We start from the raw sequence: 15,447 nt of genomic DNA on the forward strand, positions 1-15,447 counted from the left end.
AAAGCAGGAGAACAACCCATGCGCAAGGTATCAGCTGCGGCACTCATCCTCATCGCGCTGTGCGCTGGCCCTGCCGGAGCCGAGGATCTCAAGGCCTTCAAGCTGACCATCGACGGCGTGACGGTCGATATCGATCCCGGCGAGAGCACGGATGTGACGCTGCCCGGCGGAAAGCAGAGCAAGGTGACGCTCGAGCGCAACGATTTCGCCACCTTTTCCGGCAGCGATTTCTCCTTCGTCCATCCCAGCAGCATTTCGGTGAGCAAGACCGATCTTGGCGATGATATCACGCAGTATCTGATGGCGTCGGCTCTCGGCACGATCGTCGTCGTGCAGGAATATGGCAAGATGAATCCGGTGTCGCTCAACCAGCTGATGCTGCAGGAGATGACCAGGGAATCGGTGCAGGCCGGCGCCAAGCTGACGCAGGGGCCGACCACGCGCAAACTCGCCGACGGCAAGGAATTGACCGGCATCCGGGCCGAGGTGAAGACACGCACCGACACCGCCGATTTCGAGATCGTCGGCTTCGGCCTGGCCGATCGGGGGCTGCTGTTCATTACCCGCATTGCCGGCGAGGACGCTGCCACTGAAAAGCCGCTGATCGACAAGTTCTGGCAGAGCCTGAAAGTCAAGTTGCAGCGGGACTAGGGTCGTGTCTCGGTTTGGATTTCGGTTGGGGCCACACTTTTGCGTAACGGCGGCGCAAGTTATTCTGACGATCCGGATGTGGAGATCCTGCAGCATGGCGAAGCTCATTTTCAGAATGAACCAGTCCCTCGACGGTTACGTCGACCACCAGAAAATGCCGTCAGGCCCAACAATCTTTCGTCACTGGATGGAGCAGGTGCGCAATTTGAGCGGCAGTGTTTACGGTCGCGGCATGTACGAGGTCATGCGCTATTGGGACCAAGACAGTCCTGAATGGAGCGCGGAGGCGCATGAATTCGCGGCGGCGTGGCGGAGCCAACCGAAGTGGGTTGTGTCGCGCTCGCTGAAGTCGGTCGGCCCCAACGCTATACTTGTCGCGGATGACGTCGAGGCGGTGATCCGTGGGCTTAAGGCTGAGCTCGTCGGGGAGATTTCAGTTTCCGGACCAGACCTGGCACGAAGCCTGACCGACCTTGGTCTTATCGATGAATATCAACTCTACCTCCACCCGTTCGTGCTCGGTCATGGCAAGCCATTCTTCGCCGGCCCCCGGCCGCCGCTTCGCTTTGTGGCCAGCGATTTGATCGGTGATGACGTAATCAGGTTGACCTATGTGCCTGCCTGACCACGCGGTCGTCAAACGCCAGCAGGACTACAGCCCCTTCGGCATCAGTCCGGCCAGCCAGTTCACAGAGCGTTTCGCGGCGTCGGCGGTCGCCGAGGCGGCGCGGCCGAGATCGGTCTTGACCACGGCGTAGCCGTTCCTGGTGCGATAGAGCACACCGGTTCCGCCATCGACCACCTGTTCATAGGCGACGGGCCGGGCGGCGTCGGCTTCCATGGCCGTCGTCGGCGAGCCGACCGAGACGCTCGGCCGGTGGCTCAATTCGGGCGGCAACGGGCTTTCGGTTCTGACAACGCGGCTGGCGGGCTTCAATTCCGGGCGCGATGCGGTCGCGGCCAGTTGCGAGGAGGACGACGAACCCTTCGTGCGGCAGATGCCGGAGACCAGCGGATAGTTGAAATTGCGCTCGTGCAACATCTGGCTCTTCATCGCCGCTTCGCACTCGGCGACGGTCGACCACTTGGCCGGCGTCTCGCCGATATATTCGCAAAGCTTTGCGTCGCAGTCGCAGCCGACAATGGTCATGGCGACAAGGGCGGTCTTGATCACGGTCTTGTCCCTTCGAGATGCCCCCCGGCAGCCCTTCCATTTCTTCCCATTCCTTCGCGCGCGAACAAGGCGGGATTTGGCCGCGATTGTGGAATGGGCGTGGCGGAGGCCAGGAAATGCGTAATCCTGGCCGGGCGTGGCCGAAAGGCCTCAGTAATCGTAGACGTGTTCAAGCCGGGCGCCGGCCTTGATCAGCGCCGGCAGCACGAGATGCAGCTTGCGCACGGCGACGACCATGCCGGTGCGGCGCGTGGATTGATCGGCCGGCAGCGGATAGCTGAACAGGATGCGCATGCCTTCGGGGATGGCGATCGTATCGGTGGAGAGCACGGTGACCATGATCTCGTCATTGCCGCCGATCTCGACGAAGGAGACGCCCTTGTCGATCAGGCGCGGGATCATTTCGGTGAAGACCTGATAGCGCCTGGTGACGAAGATGGTGCCGTCAGCGCCCATGTCGCGTTCGAGCAAGGTGTCGGGCTCGTTGCGCGTGGCTTCGCCGACGGGTCCCTTGGCCCAGACATGGATGTCGAGCAAGGCAGGGTCCATGGTAGCGGCGAGCGCCTGCTTGATCAGGTCGGCATAGCCCTGCTTGATGGTGTCGGCGAGGCCGAAGGCCAGCTTGCGTTCGCTGGTGCGGATTGAGCTGTCGCCCGGCGCCGGCTGGACGGCAAACAGGCCGGCGCGCTTGTCGGCATAGGGGAACTGATACCAGGGCACCTGGTTGAGAAAAGCGGCATAGTCCGCCGCCACCTTGGCTTGATAGACGTCGGCGGCGGTGCGCTTGGCCGTCGTCGCCTCGGTGATGCGGCCGACCGTGTTCTCATAGGCCCACTGCAGGATATGCTCGATCGAGTGGCTGGTGCCGATGATGACCAGCATCTGGTGGTTGGCGTAGTTGAACTTGTAGGGAGAACTGGCGCGGATGACCATAGCGTAGTCCTGCCAGAAGCGGCCGACATAGGACCAGTAGGGGAAGCCGCTCGGCTGGTCCTTGTCGACGAAGCCGGCATATTCGCGTGCGGCGTAGACGATCGCCCATTCCGGATAGGTGAGGAAGGTCGATTCCTCCGGCCGCTGGTAACCCGGAATCTCGGCGCGGACCTTGTCGGCCAGCGCCTTAGGCGGTGCGCCATCGGCAATTCCGGGCAGCGGCGTCTTGTCGAGCGACGACGTCGTCAGAAAGCCGTAGCTCAGCCCGGCGATCGGGATGAGGATGACGATGACGATCACCCACAGGATCGTCTTGATGATGCGCTTCAGCCAGCGGAACAGGAACATGGCCGATCAGGCCGTGGCGAAGTGTTCGTGTATGCGCCTGGCCAGCCGGAAGCCGACATAGACGGCGAAGCCGCCAATGACGAGGTGCGGCAGGTTGGCGAAGAAGCGGGCCGGGAATTCGATATCGTTGAGGGAGCGGAAGCCGTTGATGAAGATACCGGCATCGAGGCAGCCGGAACCGGTGACCAGACCGAGCACGCCGTCGAACAGGTAGACCGAACCGAACAGCTTGAAATAGAACACCGCCTGGCGGTGCGAGATGAAGGCGGCGGCCAGTGCCCAGACGCCGGAGAAGGCGTGCAGCAGGTCGTCATACCATTGCAGCGAGAACAGGCCGAACAGATTGCCGTTGGCATCGTTGAACGCCGGTATGTAGCCTATGGCGACGACGCCGAAGAACAGGAAAGCATAGGCGACGGCAAGCTTCTGGATCAGCGTCATGAAGTATCCCCCTCGAAGAGTCCGCCTGAAAACAGACTCTGACGCTGGGATACTAACCGATTTTGGCGCGCGGTGAAGCGGCGCCAGCGAGATCGCCGGCGGAGGATATCGAAGGGGGCAAAAAGACAGTCGGCGCCGGGATTTCTCCCAGCGCCTCCCTGTCAGATCAGGACACGGTCGCGGCAGCAACTTCCGTAAAGTCGTCGCGCCTTGCCGGCCTTGATTTTGACGGTCCTGCCAGTCCGCCGCCCGAGAGCAGCGTCCGTTCGGGACCACGCCGGTCTCCACCCTTGCGGGTTTTGCCCTGCGCACCATCGAAGGTTTTTGCCGTCCTTCATGGCAGCATCGGTCCGCCGTCGGCGTTGGCACGCTTTCCGCGGCCCCGTAGGTCTCGGCTCCGTCCCTCGAAACAGGCAAGCCTGCTCTCGCTTCGGGCCGTACGGGCCTCAGGAAATCCGCCTTTCACTTCGCCTTTCGGTTTGATGATCGGTAGCCGCCTGAGATGGGTTTAATGTACGCCGGGTAAGGGTCCCGGGGAATGACCTGAGGCCTGTGGATAGCGGGATTATCGGGGATCGTTTGCCACAACCCTGGGAATTCGAGCGCCGGCTGCGTTAGACAGCCCGCCCGCTTTTTTGCGTACGAGCCGACAGCGCCCCTTGCTCCGCCGGTGGGCGCGGGCTTCAATGCCGGCAAAGGATCGGACCTGCATGTCCGGCGCCGGGGAGGGCGGGTATTTGAAAGTCGGAGTGGTTCTCAACCCGATTGCCGGTGGGGGCCGGCTGAAACGGCATTGGCCTGATGTCGCCTTGTCGCTGAAAAAGCATTTTGGCGAATTCGAGCTGCGCGAGACGCAGGCCGAAGGTGACGCCGAAAGGCTGGCAATCGATCTCGCACTGATTGGCTTCGACCTGGTGATCGCGGCCGGCGGCGACGGCACCGCCAGCGAAGTGGCCGACGGGCTGCTGCAAGCGTCCAGGGAAAGCGGCCGGACCACCGAGCTTGGGCTCTTGCCATGCGGTACCGGCATCGATTTCGCGCGTGGGCTAGGTCTGCCGAAAAAGGTCGATGCCGTGCTGAAGCGGATCGCCGAGGCCAAGCCCCGCCAGGTCGATGCCGGGCGCATCTGCTACATCGACGATCATGGCGCGCTGGCCAGCCGGCACTTCATCAACATCGCCAGCCTGGGGCTTTCCGGCGCCACTGACCGCGCCGTCAATGCCGATAAGCGCAAGGGCAGGATGTCAGCCAAAGCGCTGTTCCTGTGGCGCACCGTGGTCGAGTTCATCCGCTACCGCTTCCAGGACGTCAGGATCACCGTCGACGACGGCACGCCGGTCGAAGCGCGCATGGCGCTGGTGGCGGTGGCCAATGGAAAGTTCTTCGGCGGCGGCATGATGATCGCGCCGGACGCCGACCTGACCGACGGGCAGTTCGACATCGTCATCCTGCGCGCGGCCGGTAAGCTGAAGCTGATTTGGGACATCCGGCTGCTCTATGGCGGCCGGCATCGCAATCATCCTGCGATCACCATCCTGCGCGGCCGGAAAGTGGTGGTCGAACCGCTCGGCGACTTAGAGAAGAACGGCGCGCTGGTCGACATAGACGGCGAGTCGCCGGGATGCATACCCGCGACCTTCGAGATTCTGCCCGGTGCGCTGACCTTAAGGTATTGATTCAGGCCGTTAAGGAATTGATGCAGGCAGCTGCGGGCATGAATCCGGTGGTCCGCTCAATGCCATAAAATCGTTTGTAAAATTTAGCCGCCTCAGATTTCCAGCTTTGCGGGAAAGCCAGGCGCGCGCAGGTCGGTGCCGACGGCATCTTCCAACAATTTGACGATCTGGGTCGACCAGGCGCCGCCGCCATAGGCGGCCTTGCCTTGCTGAAAAATCGCGTTGACGCGCGATGCCAGTTCAAGCGGCACGCCGGACTGTTCGCCCATCGCCAGCGCGAAGCCGAGGTCCTTCAGCGCCAGATCCATGGTGAAGCCGATGTCGTAGGAGCCGTTGAGAACGAGCTGGCTTTCGGTCTCGTGGACGAAGCTGTTGCCGGAGGAGGCTGATATGGCGTGATAGGACTGGGCGAGGTCGAGCCCGCCCTGTTTGGCCAGCATCAGCGCCTCGCCGGCGGCGACGAGATGGATGAAGGCGAGCATGTTGGTGATCACCTTGATCACCGCCGCCGAGCCGACCGGACCCATCAGGAACGACTTTGCGCACATCGCCTCGATGGCTAGGCGATGACGTCCGTAGAGCGCTGGATCGCCGCCGACCAGCGCGGTGATCTTTCCGGCCGCCGCCAGATGCACGCCACCTGTGACCGGGCATTCCAGCGTCTCGACGCCCTTGGCCGAGGCGAGGGCGGCGAGGCGAAGAATCTCGTCGCGGCCGTTGGTCGACATCTCGATCCAGGTGCCGCCTGCGGGCAGGCCCTCCAGCAGACCATCAGCGCCCGCCAGCACGGCTTCGCTGACCTTCGGAGAGGGCAGGCAGGAGATGGCGTTGCCGGCCCGTGCGGCGGCCTCGGCCGGGCTGTCTGCAGCGGTGGCGCCGAGCGCCACCAGTCGTTCGACGGCGGCGGGATCGCGGTCGAAGACGGTGATGGCAAAGCCGTTGCGGACCAGGCTGGCGGCAAGGTTGCTGCCGAGATGGCCGAGACCGATGAAGGCGTAGCTTTCGCTCATGGCATCAGCGGCGTTTGCATCATCTGCAGATGCAGGTCCTTGCCCGTATAGGGATGCGCGTCGCAGACGGTCTCATTGAGCTCGACGCCGAGGCCGGGCTCCTTCGAGGGGATGATTTTGCCGTCCTGCCACTCGATCTTCTTCTTCAAGAGCGTGGCGTGGAAACCGTCCCACTGCTTCAGCGATTCCAGGATGAGGAAGTTGGGCAGTGTCACCGCGAGCTGGATGTTGGCCGCACCGACGATCGGCCCGCAATAGCAATGCGGGGCGATCTGGATGTGGTAGGCCTCGGCCATGGCGGCGATCTTCTTGGTTTCGAGAATGCCGCCGGAGCGGCCGAGGTCCGGCTGCAGGATGGTCGCGGCGCGGTTCTCGATGACGCGGGCGAACTCGAATTTGGTCGTCAGCCGTTCGCCGGTGGCGATCGGGATCGAGGTCGCGCGGGCTACTTGCGCCATCACCTCCGGCATGTCCGGCGGCACCGGTTCCTCGAACCACAAGGGATCATAGGGTTCGATGGCGCGCGCCATGCGCAGCGCCCCGGAGGCGGTGAACTGGCCGTGCGTGCCGAACAGGATGTCGGCGCGGGTGCCGACCGCCTCGCGGATTGCCTTGATCATGCGGGTGGACAGGTCGATATCGACAAGGCGCGGCTGATGGCCGTCGAAGGCGGTGTAGGGGCCTGCCGGGTCGAGCTTGACGGCATTGAAACCCTGCTCGACATATTCGAGCGCGCAGGCAGCGGCGAGATCGGGGTCGTTGTAGACGTTCTTGCCGTGCGCATCCTCGGAATGGACGCTGCCGGTGTGCGGGTAGAGATAGGTGTAGGAGCGCAGCGTCTCGTGCACCTGGCCTCCGAGCAATTTGTAGACCGGCTTGTCGGCTTCCTTGCCGATAATGTCCCAGCAGGCCATTTCCAGCGCCGAGAAGCAGCCCATGCCGGTCACGTCGGGCCGCTGGGTGAAGCCCGACGAATAGGCGCGGCGGAAGAAGTTCTCGATGTCGTGCGGATCGCGGCCGATGAGATAGCGCTCGGCCATGTCCTCGACCATGCGGGCGGTAACATTGGCCGAGAAGGTGGCGTTGTAGGCCTCGCCATAGCCGACGACGCCGCCGTCGGTGGTCAGCTTGACGAAAATGAAATACTTGCCGCCGATGCCGGGCGGCGGATTGCCGACAACCCAGGTCTTGACGTCGGTGATCTTCATTTTTGGTCCTCCAGAACCAGTTCGGCGCCCTTCCAACCGGTCATGATCGAGGCGGCGTTGGTGTTGCCGGTGATGTTGTCGGGAAAGATCGAGGCGTCGATGACGCGCAGGCCTTCGAGGCCATGGACCTTGAGGCGCGGGTCGACGACGGCGCGCGCGGGATCCGGCCCCATGCGGCAGGTCGAGACCGGGTGATAGACGGTGCCCGAGCGCTTCCGGAAATCCTGGACCAGATCGGCGTCCGAGGTGATCGACGGGCCGGGCAGGACCTCTTCCTCGATGATCTCGGCCATGGCGGGCATCGAAGCGATCTTGCGCACGAATTTCACCGCTGCCAGCATCTCCTCGACATCGGCATTGGTGGAGTAGGCATTGGCCGTTATCCTGGGGTAGTCGCGCGGATTGGCCGAGCGGATCATGATCTCTCCACGGCTCGACGGCCGGCAATTGGACAGGCCGATGGAAAAGCCCGGCCATGGGTCCGGCGTCAGGATCGGGCGCTCGCCGCTCTTGGGAATGACGGTCGAGAAGGCCTGGAAATAGAGCTGCATGTTGGGCCGCGTCGCCGCAGGGTCGGTGCGGAAGAAGCCGCCGGCATTGTTCATCGACAGCGACAGCGGGCCCGAACGGGTCAGGATATACTGCATGCCGACCAGCAGCTTACCCCACCAGGGGCGCAGCGTCTGGTTGAGCGTCGGCAACTTGCCCTTGAAGGTGTAGTTGATGCCGACATGGTCCTGCAGATGCGCGCCGACATTCTCGTTGGCGTGGACGATCGGGATGCCCAGGCCTTTGAGCAGGGCGGATGGGCCGATGCCGGACAGCTGCAGCAATTGCGGCGAGTTGACCGAGCCGCCCGACAGGATGATTTCGCGGCCGGCACGCGCCGTCTTCGTCTCGCCGCTTTGCTGATACTCGACGCCGACGGCGCGCTTGCCCTCGAACAGCACCCTGGTCGCCAGCGCCTTCATTTCGACGCGGACATTTGCACGCTTCATCGCCGGGCGCAGGAAGGCGCGCGCGGCCGACATGCGGCGGCCGTTGCGGGTCGAGATCTGGTAGACGCCGACGCCTTCCTGCGCAGCGCCGTTGAAATCCGGGTTAAGCGGCAGGCCGGCCTGCTGGCCGGCGGCCAGATAGCGCCTGGTCAGCGGATGGACGGCGTTTGAACAGTCGGTGACGTGCAACGGGCCGCCTGTGCCGCGCCATGCATCGGCGCCGGCCTGGTTGTCCTCGAGCGCCTTGAAGGTGGGAAGCAGATCGTCATAGCCCCAGCCGGGATTGCCGGCGGCTGCCCAGGCATCGAAATCCTCGCGCGCGCCCCTGATCCAGACCATGGCGTTGATCGAGCTCGAACCGCCGAGCAGCTTGCCGCGCGGCCAGTGATCGGAATTGCCGGCGAGGCCCGGGTCCGGCTCGGCCTTGTAGTTCCAGTTGACGTCGGGATCGAAGAAGGTCTTGCCGTAGCCGAGCGGCATCTGCACGTAGAAGCGGCGGTCGGTGCCGCCCGCCTCCAGCACCAGCACCGAGAAGCGCCCCGAGGCCGAGAGTTTTTCGGCCAGGACCGAGCCGGCCGAGCCGGAGCCGACGATGATGAAATCATAGGTCTGCATGATGGAAATGGGAGGCTCCGAAAGATTGGCTGCAGCCTAGACGCGACGGCATTCCGAAGTCGCCGCGCCATCCGGCATCAGTTGTGAAAAAAGCGACCGCCGAACTGGCCTAGTTTACGGGGATTCCCGACGATCGCGCTTGATATGCACCGGGGCGACAGCTTATGCGATGGGATCGGCCACTCTGCGGAAGGCAGGAAATTATATGCGGACCCTTCCTGACGCGTTCATCCCCGAACTGCCGGGCCACTACAGCGGCAAGGTCCGCGAGAACTACGACCTTGCGGATGGCCGGCGCATCATCATCGCCACCGACCGGCTCAGTGCCTTCGACATCATCCTGACTTCGATCCCCTACAAGGGCGAGATCCTGACCCAGACGGCGCGCTACTGGTTCGAGGAAACCGCCGACATCTGCCCGAACCATGTTCTCGAATACCCCGACCCGAACGTCGTCGTCGGCACAAGGCTCGACATCCTGCCGGTCGAGATTGTCGTGCGCGGCTATCTGGCCGGAACCACCAGCACCTCGATCCTGACCCGCTACAAGCGCGGTGACCGTGACATGTACGGCATCCGCCTGGCGGATGGCCTGCGCGACAATGAAAGACTGGCGGAGCCGATCATCACGCCGACCAGCAAGGCCGCGCATGGCGGCCATGACGAACCGCTGTCCAAAGCGGAGATCCTCGAACAGGGCCTTCTCTCACAGGCGCAGTGGGATACCGTATCGGACTACGCCTTGCGGCTGTTCGCCCGCGGCCAGCAGCGCGCCACTGAGCGCGGCCTGATCCTGGCCGACACGAAGTACGAATTCGGCACCGACAAGGACGGGACCATCATTCTTGCCGATGAAATCCACACCCCGGACAGCAGCCGGTATTGGATCGCATCGAGTTACGAACAGGCTGTCGCCAGCGGCAGCCGGCCGGAGAGTTTCGACAAGGATTTCATCCGCTCGTGGGTCTCGGCGCGGTGCGATCCCTATAGCGACCCGATTCCAGAGATACCCGACGAGATCGTCGAACAGGCCTCGCGGGTTTACGCGCAGGCTTATGAGGCGATCACCGGCAAGGAATTTTCTCCGGACCTTTCCGGGGATAGCGTGCTCGATCGCATTCGCTCGAACCTCAGGCGCTATTTCTAGCCGGGGTGATGCGAACTGCCGTCTTCCCCAACGCCATGCCCAGGGGTCTACGAACTCGGGTTAACGGAGCCTTTCGCCGGCGCGTCGGCTGACGGTGCATCAAACGAAAAACCCGCCTGTGCGGGCGGGTCACTGGCGCAAATCAGCACCATAGGCAAAAATGTACCATAGCTGAGGGCACCGAGTCAAGAAAAAATTCCTATCGCGAAAAGCTTTGGAGCCTCGTGCCCATGGCGTGGCGCGTTGACCTTCGGGCGCCGTGACGATACGGGATCGAGGGCAGCCGGTCTCGAAGGATTTCTCGCATGGTGCACTACGCTGAAGGACGGCCGCTTGGCGATCTGACGCTGCGCACCCTGGCCATGCCTTCGGATGCCAATGCGGCCGGCGACATTTTCGGCGGCTGGGTGATGGCGCAGATGGATCTGGCCTGCGGCATCCGCGCCGCCGAGCGCGCCAAGGGCCGCGTGGTGACGGCGGCGGTGAAAGAGATGTCCTTCGCCAAGCCGATGAAGATCGGCGACACGCTGTGCATCTACACCCATGTCGAGCGCGTCGGCCGCACTTCGATGACGCTCAAGGTCGAGGCCTGGGCGCAGCGCTACCTCTCCGACCTGATGGAGAAGGTCACCCATGCCGATTTCGTCATGGTGGCGCTGGATGGCGAGGGCAAGCCGAAAGCGGTTCCCGCCGAAGGCTGACGCAAGCCGTCTTCTCCCACGCATGGCCGTTTGTAACTGGAGCCGTGTAGCGGACCCGTTTCGCGACATCCAATGGTTGCCTCCATGCCCGATCCTGCTGCAATCGGAGGAGAGACAATGCGTCAACATCTGCTGAACGGTTGGCTCGTGGCAGCCTTGGTCGCGACGACCTGCCTGCTCGGCGTGACCGCTTACGCGGAGGTGAAGGAAGACATCTCGCGCATTGCCTGCACGCATGGGCACAAGGCTTCCGCCGAGCAGGGCGCACGGTGTGATACCTGTGCCGCCGCGCGATGCGATAGCAGCACGTCAGGAGCCTGAGCGGCAGCCGTCAGCGGACGGCATGAGCGGCAACCCGCCAGCCAAACGGCGCGTGCATCCGGGCAACGATCCGCGCCGCCGAGATAGAATTTTCCGATCAGGCAAGCCGGAGTTGCGTGCGGGTCTGAATCCCTTGCAGCGCAAGGGTTTCAGACGCGGGCGTCGTCGAATTTTTCGCGCGCCGCCTTGACGCGCATGGTGTTCGCGCGTGCCCATTCGCTCAGTGCGCTGACGGGTATCAGCAGCTCGTGGCCGAGCTCGGTCAGCTCATAATCGACGCGCGGCGGAATGGTTGGAAACACGGTGCGGGTGACGAAGCCGTCGCGCTCGAGACCACGCAAGGTGGTGGTCAGCATCTTCTGCGAGATGCCGCCGACGGCTGCGCGCAATTCGTTGAAACGCAGCGGTCCGTCGCCCAGCTTGCCGACGACCAGAACGGTCCATTTATCGCCGACGCGCTGCAGGATTTCCGAGATAGCGCGGCAGTCTTCGGAGCGGTGTGGGTGCCTCGGTAACAAAAAAGTGCCTTCTTGTGCATCGCGTTTGCAGTATCTCATATAGCGCAGGTATCCAAATGATACCAGTACTTCGTGCAAGGAGAGCCCTTATGTCCAAACCCAAAATTGCCATCGTCGTCGGATCGACGCGCGCCGCTCGTTTCGCCGATGTGCCAACCCAGTGGATCGCCAAGATCGCCAAGTCGCATGCCGACATCGATGTCGAGATCGTCGACCTGCGCGACTTCCCGCTGCCGTTCTTCGACGAGGTCGCATCCTCCGCCTGGGCGCCGTCGCAGAACGAAGTGGCACAGCGCTGGCAGAAGAAGGTCGCTGAATTCGACGGCTTCATCTTCACCGCCGCCGAGTACAATCATGGCCCGACGGCCGTGCTGAAGAACGCCATCGACTACGCCGCCAATGAATGGAACAAGAAGTCGGCCGGCTTCGTCGGTTATGGAAGCGTCGGTGGCTCGCGTGCCGTCGAACAGCTTAGACTGTATGCCGTCGAATTGCAGATGGCGCCGGTCAAGTCGGCCGTCCATATCGCCTGGGGCGATTTCCTCGCTGTCCGCCAAGGCGAGAAGAAGCTGGAAGATCTCGAGCATCTGAACCAGGCCGCCACGGCGCTGGTCAACGATGTTGCGTGGTGGGCCAAGGTGCTCAAGGCAGCGCGTCAGGCCGACGCCGTCGCCGAGGAAGTCAAGGCGGCCTGACCGCCGGTTCGAATTATCCTCCCAAGGATATGGGGCGGCGCTTGCGCCGCCCTTTTCAATTATAGCGGCTCGAATCGAAAGCTGGCGCCGGATCGGACGACGCGGCCGATGCCGGGCGAATCCAGATGCGCGCCGGCAACGAAACAATGATCGTCGGCAGCAACCGCCAGCAACCGCAACCGGCTTTCGCGCGCCTGGTCCTGATCTGCATCGAATTCCCACGTCACCTCAGGCCGATCGAACTGAAGCGATGGGACGTGAACGGTGTCGCCCCAAATCAAAAGGCGTTCGCCGCCGCCAGAAACACGAAAGCAGCTGTGTCCCGCTTCATGGCCATGAGCGTCGACAATGTCGACATGTGTCCCGATACGGTCTCCGGCTTCGAAGGGTTCCGCCATGCCGTGAAATCGTTCGAGCCGCGCTTCGGCGCGAAAAAAGCCGAGTTCTTCCGCGGGAACGAGCAAGCGCGTCAGGCGCGGGAAAGCGTCGCGGCCGTCGGCAAGCACAAGACCATGGATGTGGTCGAGATGCGTGTGGGTGAAGCAGACGGTACGGACTCGTCCGGCATCGATGTCAGCTTCGTCCAGTGCCTCGGGAAGTCGGCCCATGGTCGGATGCCAGGCGTTCGAGGCGCCGGTATCGATCAGCATGATCCCGTTTCCATCGTCAATCGCGAAGGCATTGACGGAAAGCCTGAGCTGACCGCCAACCAACGCGACTTGTTGCGGCAATTCATCGCCAAATGGCTTGTCGCCGCGTTGCCGAAGCCGTCCGATCGGCATGTCGACATAGCCATCGCGCAAGGAGGTGATGCGCAAGTCACCAAGATTGTAGGTCTGATAAAGGCCGCCTGAAGCTATGCGGTGCATTTTTTCCGATCCGTCTGTAAACAATCGACAACATGCGACGGGCCAGCCGCGTCGGCAACCTGCCCCACCAATTCGATCTATGCCACGTGTGCGTGCGTCGCCTGCCGTGGCCGGATGATGCAGTCGGCGAGGCGGTCCGCCTCGTTCAACGCGTCGGCATGATGCTGATACCCTGATGTCGCGATAGCCGCGGACACGACGCCAATCGGGGTTGGACTGCTACATCGACGGGACTGCCATCTGGTCGCGCCCTGTGGCCTGATATATCCGGCTGCAATCCGTCACATGAGTGAAGCCGTGAAGACATCCAGCCTGACCGGCGCCGTTTCCCCGATGATCCCGGTGCTCGTTTGCGCGCTTGCGATCTTCCTGCTGTCCGGGATGGATGCGGCGATGAAGATCCTGGTCATCGCGGTCGGCGTCTACAACACCTTGCTGTGGCGCAGCATGGTCGCGGCCGTGGTCGCGGGCGCGGCCTGGTTGGCGGGACCACGCTTAAAGCCAACCATTCCGGTGCTGAGGCTGCATGCGCTGCGTGCCGCGGTTGTCGGCATCGTCCTGATATCCTTCTTCTGGGGCTTGGCCAGGCTGCCGCTCGCGGAGGCGATCGGGCTCAGTTTCGTGGCGCCCTTGTTTGCCCTGTTTCTCGCCGCGCTGCTGCTGGGCGAACGGATCCGGCGCCAGGCTGTCTGGGCATCGTTGGCCGGCATCGCCGGCGTCGCCATCATCATGGCCGGCCAGTTCGGGAAGACAGACTATTCGCAAGACGCCATGCTCGGCACGGCAGCGGTGCTCGTATCGACGGTGTTCTACGGCTACAATCTGATCCTGGCCCGGCAACAGGCGCAGTTGGCCAAGCCGATCGAGATCATGCTGTTCCAGAACCTTTGCGTTGCCATCCTGCTCGGCCTCGCGGCACCCTGGCTCGCCGTCGCCCTGCCGAGCGATCTGTGGCTTCCTTTGGCCGGGGTGACGGTGCTGTCGCTCGCCGGGCAATTTCTGATGAGCTGGTCCTACGCCCGGGCCGAAGCGCAATATCTGATCCCGACGGAATACTCGGCCTTCATCTGGGCGGTCGCGCTCGGCTGGTTCTTCTTCGGCGAGGAGGCGACCTGGACCACCTTGACCGGAGCGTGCCTGATCGTTGCCGGCTGCCTGATCGCCGCGCGGGCCAATCCCAGGCTTGCCGAGCCCATCGAAGTGGCGGTTTGAGCGTCGACGGTCAACGTCCTGCAGGATCTCGGAATACCCCAGTCTCCACCTCGTGCATGAAGTGAGCGATGAGAGCCGCGCATTGGCGATGATGCGTTTCGAGAAGCATGTGTCCGCTCTCAAAGACATGGATTTCCACCGCGTCGAGGTCGCGGCTGTAGGCCATGATCTCGTCCAGCGCGAAGAAGGCGTCATGCCGTCCCCACAGCACGAGGCATGCTGGCTGTTGGTCGCGGAGATAGGCCTGGATGGCCGGGAAGCGGGCGATGTGCGAGCCATAATCGGTGAAGAGTTCGAACTGAATGTCGGTGTTGCCGGGCCTCGCCAGGCGCTCCGTATCGAGATACCAACCCTCGGGCGGAAACAACACCTTCAGACGCTCGGGGAGACCGCCGATATATTGGTTTCGGGTCCCCTCGAAATTCATCCAGTCCGGCAGTTTGGCGCGGTTTTCTTCAGTCGGTTCGGCGAAGAACGCCTTCGGCGCGTCCCATTCCGGTCCCAGCCCCTCGTCATGAGCATTGCCGTCCTGCGCGATCAGGCCGAGGATGCGATCCGGCCGCCGTGTGACGAGATGGTAGCCGACGGGCGTGCCGAAGTCAGTGACGTAGAGGAAGAATCGCTGGAGGCCGAGAGCCTCGATGAAGGCTTCGATCGTGTTGGCCAGGTTTTCGAACGTGTAGTCATAGGCATCGATGGACGGGGCGGACGAAAAGCCGAAACCGGGCAGGTCCGGCGCCACCACATAGGCTGTCTCCGCCAGCGGTTCGATGACATTGCGATAGACGTGCGACGAGGTCGGATATCCGTGCAGCAGCAGGATTGCCGGTCTGCCGGGGTCGCCGGCATGACGGTAGAAGATGTCGAGGCCGTCGACATTGATGGTTTCGTGGCGGGTCTTGTAACGATTGCTGCACATCCTCTCTCTCC

Annotated in this window: 17 protein-coding genes; 8 read left to right on the top strand and 9 right to left on the bottom strand. The window is 63.0% G+C overall.

Features of this window, described 5'->3' with window-relative positions; all coding sequences use genetic code 11:
- The first annotated feature begins 18 nt into the window (after positions 1–18).
- The gene (locus tag NP945_RS22060; protein WP_256747501.1) at positions 19–651 is read left to right on the top strand and encodes a hypothetical protein; all 633 of its coding nucleotides are present in this window, start codon (positions 19–21) and stop codon (positions 649–651) included.
- A 94-nt stretch (positions 652–745) separates the two neighbouring features.
- Positions 746–1,276 (top strand): dihydrofolate reductase family protein, encoded by a 531-nt coding sequence (locus NP945_RS22065; protein ID WP_256747502.1) that lies wholly within the window; start codon positions 746–748, stop codon positions 1,274–1,276.
- Between the two features lie 27 nt (positions 1,277–1,303).
- Here the strand turns inward: NP945_RS22065 and NP945_RS22070 are convergent, their stop codons facing one another.
- The 3 genes from NP945_RS22070 to NP945_RS22080 all read right to left on the bottom strand — a co-directional run bounded on the left by NP945_RS22070 (position 1,304) and on the right by NP945_RS22080 (position 3,547).
- Positions 1,304–1,825 (bottom strand): hypothetical protein, encoded by a 522-nt coding sequence (locus tag NP945_RS22070; protein ID WP_256747503.1) that lies wholly within the window; start codon positions 1,823–1,825, stop codon positions 1,304–1,306.
- A gap of 150 nt (positions 1,826–1,975) precedes the next feature.
- The gene (locus tag NP945_RS22075; protein ID WP_256747504.1) at positions 1,976–3,106 is read right to left on the bottom strand and encodes a hypothetical protein; all 1,131 of its coding nucleotides are present in this window, start codon (positions 3,104–3,106) and stop codon (positions 1,976–1,978) included.
- A gap of 6 nt (positions 3,107–3,112) precedes the next feature.
- Entirely contained in the window at positions 3,113–3,547 is a 435-nt protein-coding gene (locus NP945_RS22080) for a hypothetical protein (RefSeq protein WP_027039352.1), read from the bottom strand.
- Between the two features lie 737 nt (positions 3,548–4,284).
- On the opposite strand from NP945_RS22080, the gene NP945_RS22085 reads away from it, so the two are divergent.
- Entirely contained in the window at positions 4,285–5,223 is a 939-nt protein-coding gene (locus tag NP945_RS22085; RefSeq protein WP_306283254.1) for a diacylglycerol kinase family protein, read from the top strand.
- A gap of 92 nt (positions 5,224–5,315) precedes the next feature.
- Here the strand turns inward: NP945_RS22085 and NP945_RS22090 are convergent, their stop codons facing one another.
- The 3 genes from NP945_RS22090 to NP945_RS22100 are packed head-to-tail and all read right to left on the bottom strand — an operon-like array spanning position 5,316 to position 9,054.
- Positions 5,316–6,233, bottom strand: coding sequence for an NAD(P)-dependent oxidoreductase (locus tag NP945_RS22090; protein WP_256747506.1), 918 nt, complete (start codon positions 6,231–6,233; stop codon positions 5,316–5,318).
- On the bottom strand, positions 6,230–7,441 hold the full coding sequence (locus NP945_RS22095) for a mandelate racemase/muconate lactonizing enzyme family protein (protein WP_256747507.1): 1,212 nt from the start codon (positions 7,439–7,441) through the stop codon (positions 6,230–6,232). The genes NP945_RS22090 and NP945_RS22095 overlap by 4 nt, the downstream gene beginning before the upstream one ends.
- Positions 7,438–9,054, bottom strand: coding sequence for a GMC family oxidoreductase (locus NP945_RS22100; RefSeq protein WP_256747508.1), 1,617 nt, complete (start codon positions 9,052–9,054; stop codon positions 7,438–7,440). The genes NP945_RS22095 and NP945_RS22100 overlap by 4 nt, the downstream gene beginning before the upstream one ends.
- Positions 9,055–9,259: 205 nt before the next feature.
- Here NP945_RS22100 and NP945_RS22105 point away from each other — a divergent pair, with 205 nt between their 5' ends.
- From NP945_RS22105 to NP945_RS22115, 3 genes are all read left to right on the top strand, one after another.
- Positions 9,260–10,201 carry a phosphoribosylaminoimidazolesuccinocarboxamide synthase gene (locus NP945_RS22105; protein ID WP_256747509.1) on the top strand — a complete coding sequence of 314 codons (942 nt, stop codon included), beginning with the start codon at positions 9,260–9,262 and terminating at the stop codon, positions 10,199–10,201.
- A gap of 305 nt (positions 10,202–10,506) precedes the next feature.
- Positions 10,507–10,902: an acyl-CoA thioesterase gene (locus NP945_RS22110; RefSeq protein WP_013530049.1), complete on the top strand. Its 396-nt coding sequence runs from the start codon at positions 10,507–10,509 to the stop codon at positions 10,900–10,902.
- A gap of 117 nt (positions 10,903–11,019) precedes the next feature.
- Positions 11,020–11,223, top strand: coding sequence for a hypothetical protein (locus NP945_RS22115; protein WP_256747510.1), 204 nt, complete (start codon positions 11,020–11,022; stop codon positions 11,221–11,223).
- 149 nt (positions 11,224–11,372) lie between these two features.
- On the opposite strand, the gene NP945_RS22120 is transcribed toward NP945_RS22115, so the two are convergent.
- Positions 11,373–11,741 carry a helix-turn-helix domain-containing protein gene (locus NP945_RS22120; RefSeq protein WP_164748987.1) on the bottom strand — a complete coding sequence of 123 codons (369 nt, stop codon included), beginning with the start codon at positions 11,739–11,741 and terminating at the stop codon, positions 11,373–11,375.
- An 89-nt stretch (positions 11,742–11,830) separates the two neighbouring features.
- Between NP945_RS22120 and NP945_RS22125 the strand changes: the two genes are divergently transcribed.
- Positions 11,831–12,436: an NADPH-dependent FMN reductase gene (locus NP945_RS22125; RefSeq protein WP_127319669.1), complete on the top strand. Its 606-nt coding sequence runs from the start codon at positions 11,831–11,833 to the stop codon at positions 12,434–12,436.
- A gap of 59 nt (positions 12,437–12,495) precedes the next feature.
- On the opposite strand, the gene NP945_RS22130 is transcribed toward NP945_RS22125, so the two are convergent.
- Complete coding sequence (locus NP945_RS22130) at positions 12,496–13,305, bottom strand: MBL fold metallo-hydrolase (protein ID WP_306283246.1); 810 nt, start codon at positions 13,303–13,305, stop codon at positions 12,496–12,498.
- A gap of 285 nt (positions 13,306–13,590) precedes the next feature.
- Here NP945_RS22130 and NP945_RS22135 point away from each other — a divergent pair, with 285 nt between their 5' ends.
- Entirely contained in the window at positions 13,591–14,517 is a 927-nt protein-coding gene (locus tag NP945_RS22135; protein WP_256747511.1) for a DMT family transporter, read from the top strand.
- A gap of 10 nt (positions 14,518–14,527) precedes the next feature.
- Here NP945_RS22135 and NP945_RS22140 read toward each other — a convergent pair whose 3' ends face one another.
- Positions 14,528–15,436, bottom strand: coding sequence for an alpha/beta fold hydrolase (locus NP945_RS22140; protein ID WP_256747512.1), 909 nt, complete (start codon positions 15,434–15,436; stop codon positions 14,528–14,530).
- Between the last annotated feature and the right edge of the window lie 11 nt (positions 15,437–15,447).

Origin of the sequence: Mesorhizobium sp. LMG17149 (assembly GCF_024518695.1) — a bacterium.
In the GTDB taxonomy this organism is placed as follows: domain Bacteria; phylum Pseudomonadota; class Alphaproteobacteria; order Rhizobiales; family Rhizobiaceae; genus Mesorhizobium.